Here is a 6,264-nt window from a genome sequence, read left to right on the forward strand (position 1 = left end):
AATACTTCATTGCAGCCAGCAGAAACGGTAAAAACAACTGGTAAATATGAACGTGGCAGTCTGTCCAAGACGGAAAAATAACTTTTTTATCTTCCCTCTTCATTTTTTCTTCATTCTTTCTTCCTAGAGGTAGAGTGCAATGCAGTTCCTAGTTACCTATGATGAGTTTATTAAGTAAAAAATGTCTGATTAGATACAGATAGGGAGAAAACCATGAGCAATGAAGATAGAGCAAAGGCAACTGGCGACAACATCGCAGGCAAAGCTCAAGAAGCCCTAGGCAATGTTACTGGCGACCCGAAGGATAAAGCAGAAGGCAAAGCCAAGCAGGCAAAAGCTGAAGCTGGTCACGCCATCGAAGATGTAAAAGATGAGCTCAAAAAGAAACTAGACTAAGCCTAATACTAATTGAAAGGGTCGAGCAACCTGACCCTTTCAAGTATTCACAATCTTTTCGGAACGGAGGAAAAAAGGTGAGTTTATTGCAGCAGAGTCGCAAAATAATTGCGGGGGTACTCTTGGTATTAATGCTGGTTGTTACTACTGCCTGCGCGCCCAGCGTTTCAGCCCAAAAACCGACTAATGTACCTGTAGCAGTTGGTGGTAGTCAGGGTTATTACGCGCAGCTAGAACGCGGCAATACCGCTGCCGGTCAAGATTTTGGTCAATGGGTAACAAAGACGGCTAAGGGTCTGGTTCAGGATGCTTACGTGCGCGACAACAACAAATTGGGAGTGGTAATTACCTCCCAAGTCCGCCCTACAGAAGTGAAAGATTTGGCCAAATCTTTAGCACAAGGTTTTCACCGCAATTTCCCAAATCAGGATGTAAGTGTTTTGGTTTACGCTCCTGACAAAAAACTGATTTTGACGGCTAAGTACGACCAGCAATCAAATCAAATTGAATACAAGTCTTGACCTGGTTAGCCAGCTTTAATGATAGCCGCGCGACGGTTTAATATTCGGCAGTTTTTTGAATGCGAAGTTTTCTCAATTAGAGACAAAACTGTTGTGTAGATAGGAAGAAATTTACCATGAGTAGCAGCGATAATTACAAGCGTCAAATCATGAGCGATTTGGCCCAGGGAGATCGAGAAACGATGCCGGAGACAACCGGTGAAGAGTACGAAAATTTTGACGATTTTGCTCAGAGAACTTCGCCCGATCAGCGCAAACAATTATTCGGGCGTTCCCTGAATCACGACTCCCTCCCGCCGGCTCAGTTGGAACCGGAATTGCAAAAGGCGATCGCCCAAATTAAGCCAAATGAACTCGACGACGTGGCGCGGGAATTCTTCAAGCATTTGGGCAAGAGAGGATTGGACGATCGCCAATTGGAAAAGCAGCTAGGACTTTCTACCCACCACGCCAGCCGCATGAATGCTGACGATGTTACCAAGCTGGCCTCGTTCACCTATCACAATCATCCGGATATTTTCCGAGAAGTGCTGGCAGAACAGCCGAGTTTGATGAAGTTTTTGGGAAATCCAGTTGTTGCTGGTATTTTGGGAATAGTTGCCGCTAAATGGCTCAACAACCGCAAATAATCTTGGATTGAGACAAGCCTAAAAGCGGATAATACGTGCAGCAAATAAAAGGACGATCACCAGGGCGATCGTCCTTTTATTTTTTATATCTAGTTCTGTAAAATAACCGCGATCGCATTTCTAGTGAGGACTTGAGTCCTCATAAGATTCTGTTGACTGTTGACTGTTGACAAGCGAAAAATTTTACACCTAATTTCCAGCTCCCAGATTCATCTGTGGAGTCAATTTTTAAATCTAAAATCTAAAATCTAAAATCTAAAATCGACTGGCTGTTGGAGGACTCAAGTCCTCATTACAAACCTTTTTGATTGCGGTGGTTCGAGGGAACATAATATTATAATAAATCCCGAAGATTTAAATCTTAATTATTGGGTTTTTAGCTGTTCGGGTGATTAACATCCATTGCCAATTACCGACTACGAATTACCGATTGCCAATGACTAATTATTGGTCACAGCTAAAAATAGCTGCACAGCAGTCAACAGCGGTACACCTGACACTCCGCAAAATTAAATGTAGGATTAAGTGTTGCCGTGAATGAGAAATAAAAGATGAACCTATCCACTATTTGGCGAAAACTCCGCAGCCAGCAAGCCTTCTGCTTTGCTGCACTCCTCGCAGGTTGCCTGGTATTTATCGGTTGTTCCCCCGCACAGTCAGCGGCTGGCAATTCAGTCGATCCCAAGTTGAAAGAGCAAGTCTTGCAGATTATCCGCGAAAACCCGCAAGTAATTTTAGATTCGGTACAAGCGTACCAGCAACAGCAGCAGCAGTCTCTCAAAGCAGCGCAGGAATCATTTTTGCAGGAGATGAAAACTAATCCCAAATCGGCGATCGGGGATGCTCCTAGCACGGGATCAGCTTCGCAGCAGATTGTACTTTTAGAATTCTCTGACTTTCAATGTCCGTTTTGCGCGCGCGCTCACGATACTGTCAAGCAGTTTATGGCAAAACACCAGGACAAAGTTACTTTAGCTTACAAGCATTTTCCCTTGACTTCAATTCACCCTCAAGCGCTGCCAGCAGCTAAAGCAGCTTGGGCTGCCCAACAGCAGGGCAAATTCTGGGAATACTACAGCGCTTTGTTTGAAGGGCAGAAAGAGTTAGGCGAGCCATTTTACGCATCGATCGCCCAAAAGCTCAATCTAAAATTAGATAAATTCAACACCGATCGCAACAGCCCCGCTGCCGAAGCCGCCATTGCCAAAGACGTGCAACTCGCTCAACAACTGGGCATTCAAGGGACTCCCTTCTTTATTATGAACGGTCAAACTTTCTCCGGGGCGGTCGAGCTTTCTGAGATGGAAAGCATTCTCGCTAGTATCTCCAAATAAGTAAGCCCACCTGAATAAACAGAACAGATCCCCGATTTCTTAAAGAAGTCGGGGATCGAATGCGCGATCGACTCGATAGCTATATTTACTGACTAATTTTTACGCTTGGGAACAAATTTGCTCTAGGTGTTGTCTTAGTAAGACTCTAAGCTGCTTATGACTCAAGCATTATATCTTGCCTTTTACAAGCTTTCCCAAACCTAGCTAGTGGATTCAAATGATTATTTGTCAATACTAATTTGAATTCTTTTGGTAAGACGATCGCCGCTTTTAAGCTCCATTTCCCTTGCATCTACGAGGAAAATCGATCATGGAAAAAATTACGCAAATAGTTGTCATTGACCCAACGGTTGAAGATTATCAAAGCCTTGCACCAAGCGCCGAACCAAGGAAAGAGATATTTATACTCGATCGGGCGGGGGATGGAGTCGAGCAAATTACAGAGTTATTAGCTAGCTACAGCGATCTGGACGCTGTTCACATTGTTTCTCACGGCGGGCCTGGAAATTTGCAACTGGGGTCAATTCAGCTAAATTCTGACAACCTAGACGAATATGGCGATCGACTTCAGCAGTGGAAAAAGGCCTTAGCCCCTAACGCCGATATCCTCCTGTACGGTTGCAACGTGGCGGCAGAAATCGCCCCACCTATAACGGGGCGATCGTTTTTGCAACGCCTCAATCAACTCACAGGTGCAGACATCGCCGCTTCCAAAAACCTGACAGGAAGTGCTGCATTAGGCGGTGACTGGGATTTAGAAGTAACAATTGGTTCGATTGAGACACCTTTGGCATTCACCCAAGAGGCGATCGCAGCTTACAGCCACGTTTTAGTTACTTTCTCAGTTACCAACACCAACGACTCCGGTGCAAACTCGCTGCGAGATGCCATTACCCTAGCCAATGCTAGCGCAGGCGCAGATACTATTGACCTGACTGCCATTACTGGCACAATTACCCTCGCGACGACACTACCAACTATTAATGAAAGCGTCACTCTGAACGGCCCAGGTGCAGCTAACTTGACAGTTAGCGGCAACAGCGCAGTGCAGATACTTAACACTACTACCGGCCCTGTTAGCATCTCTAACCTCACCTTTGCTAACGGCACTGGCGGCATTCTTAACGGCTTCGGTGTCACCCTGAACCTCACCAACGTTACCTTCTCAGGCAACACCGCTGGAGGAGGCGGTGCCCTGTTCAATAACGGCGGTACTGTAACAATCACGAGTTCCACTTTTACTGCCAATACAGTCAACGGTTTCGGTGGCGGCGCGATCAGGCAGGGTGGCGGTATTTTAAACATTCTTAACAGCATTTTCACCGAAAACACAGCGACGGCAGCTAGCCAAGGCGGTGGTGCCATCCTGATTGATAGCGGTACAGTAAACATTACTGGCAGCACGTTTAGTGGCAATAGTTCCCAAAATACCGACGGTGGCGGCGCGATTTACCACCGAGGCGGGGGCGAACTGTTAAGCATTGCTGACAGCACTTTCACTAACAATATTTCGGCGGCTGATGGCGGTGCGATCAGAAACGATGCCCAGCCATTAAGTGTCACCAGCAGCACGTTCAATGGCAACCAGGCCGCACAAAACGGCGGCGGCATTGTCAACAGCGGCGCGGCAACCATTACCAACAGTACGTTTTCTGCGAACACGGCAACTAACTTTGGCGCGATCAGAAATGGCGGTACGCTGGATCTCAGAAGTAGCACTCTTACTCTCAATAGTGCCACAAACCAAGGCGGGGGCATCTTCAATACCTTGACGGCAAACGTCCGCAACACCATCATTGCTGGGAATACGGCTCCGTTAAACCCCGATGTAGACGGCACATTTACAAGTGAGGGCAATAACTTAATTGGCAACGGTACTGGTGCTGGCTTCACAAACGGTGTTAATGGCGATCTAGTAGGCACTGCTGGCACTCCCATCAATCCGAATCTAGCACCACTGGCAAATAACGGTGGCCTTACGCAGACGCACGCACTGAATGCAGGTAGCCCCGCGATCGAGGCGGGTAACAGCGCGATCGCACCTGCTACGGATCAGCGTGGCTTAACTCGGCCTTCTGGCATTGCTGTTGACATCGGCGCTTTTGAAGTACAGCAAACCGTCAGCATTGCAGCCCCAACCAATACAGCTATTGAAGGTGGAAGCGCAGGTACTTTTCGCATTAGCCGCACTGGTAGCACATTAGGCAACCTGACAGTTAATCTCGCTATTGATAACAGCAGTACCGCTGTCCCCGCTGATTACAGCCTTGCGGGTGGCAGCGTAGCGGTTGCGGCTTCTAACGTGACGGTGACGATTCCCAACGGACAAGCTTTTGTTGATGTCACCCTCACTGCTGTTGACGATACCATTCCTGAACTGGCAGAACCGCTGCGCCTGAATTTGGCTGCTGGCAATAATTACACGATTGATGCTATCAACACTAACGCTACCGTTACTATTCCTGCGAATGACTCGATTGCTTATGCGATCGCACTCACAAATCCAGCCACAGGTTCCTTAACAGAAGGCAACTCCGGCATTCAACCCGTCACTTTCACCGTCACTCGCAGCGGCGGCACGGGGGTAGCGAGTACAGTAAATTATGCGATCGCTGGTACCGCGAGCAACGGCCCAGACTACAATAATATCAATGCTGCCGGGGCTACTACCGCCACAGGGACGATCGCCTTTGCCGCCAACGAAACAACTAAAACTATTGCTGTGGATGTCTTGGGCGAAACCGCAGTTGAACCTGACGAGACAATTACCGTCACCCTCAGCAACCCAAATTTGACCGCAGCGCCGGAAAGTTCGACTGTCACCACCAGCACCGCCACTGCTACGATCGCCAATGATGATATTCCTAGTATCTCGATCGGTGATGTAGTTGTTACCGAGGGCAATACGGGTACTGCTAGCGCCACCTTTACCGCCTCTCTCTCAGCAGCTTATAGCTTGCCCGTCACCGTCAATTACGCCACGTCAGACGGTACTGCTAACACTGCTGATAGCGATTACACGGCGGCCACAGGCAGCGTCACCTTCAATGCCGGGGACACGACGCCTAAAACCATTACTGTTGCTGTCAACGGCGATTCTAAGTTTGAAACTGACGAAACATTTAACGTCAACCTCAGCACCGCTGTCAATGCGACTATTACTAAAGCGACGGGCATAGGTACGATCGCAAATGACGACTTGGAGTCACCAACTCCGACACCGACTCCACCGACTCCAACTCCGACACCGACGCCGACTCCACCGACGCCGACGCCAACTCCGACGCCAACTCCGACGCCAACTCCGACTCCAACACCAACTCAAAATCCAAATGAAAAAGAAACTGAGAGTCGGAAAGAAGAGGGGGAGGGGGGGCGGGGGGG

5 protein-coding genes are annotated in these 6,264 nt (G+C 48.2%); all 5 read left to right on the forward strand.

Going from position 1 to position 6,264, the window contains the following annotated elements:
- The first annotated feature begins 213 nt into the window (after nt 1-213).
- Entirely contained in the window at nt 214-396 is a 183-nt protein-coding gene (locus E5S67_RS23410; RefSeq protein ID WP_172190767.1) for a CsbD family protein, read from the forward strand.
- A 77-nt stretch (nt 397-473) separates the two neighbouring features.
- Nucleotides 474-917: a hypothetical protein gene (locus tag E5S67_RS23415; protein WP_172190768.1), complete on the forward strand. Its 444-nt coding sequence runs from the start codon at nt 474-476 to the stop codon at nt 915-917.
- A 116-nt stretch (nt 918-1,033) separates the two neighbouring features.
- Nucleotides 1,034-1,546 (forward strand): hypothetical protein, encoded by a 513-nt coding sequence (locus E5S67_RS23420; protein WP_172190769.1) that lies wholly within the window; start codon nt 1,034-1,036, stop codon nt 1,544-1,546.
- A gap of 551 nt (nt 1,547-2,097) precedes the next feature.
- Nucleotides 2,098-2,880 (forward strand): DsbA family protein, encoded by a 783-nt coding sequence (locus E5S67_RS23425; RefSeq protein WP_172190770.1) that lies wholly within the window; start codon nt 2,098-2,100, stop codon nt 2,878-2,880.
- 310 nt (nt 2,881-3,190) lie between these two features.
- Nucleotides 3,191-6,264: DUF4347 domain-containing protein (locus E5S67_RS23430; protein WP_246276952.1), on the forward strand; the 3,074-nt coding region annotated here is incomplete at its 3' end.

It is taken from the genome of Microcoleus asticus IPMA8 (genome assembly GCF_013179805.1).
GTDB classification, from domain to species: domain Bacteria; phylum Cyanobacteriota; class Cyanobacteriia; order Cyanobacteriales; family Microcoleaceae; genus Microcoleus; species Microcoleus asticus.

Coding starts and splice junctions, on each gene's coding strand:
- E5S67_RS23410 (WP_172190767.1), top strand. CDS start 214: ATGAGCAATGAAGATAGAGCAAAGGCAACTGGCGACAACATCGCAGGC.
- E5S67_RS23420 (WP_172190769.1), top strand. CDS start 1,034: ATGAGTAGCAGCGATAATTACAAGCGTCAAATCATGAGCGATTTGGCC.
- E5S67_RS23425 (WP_172190770.1), top strand. CDS start 2,098: ATGAACCTATCCACTATTTGGCGAAAACTCCGCAGCCAGCAAGCCTTC.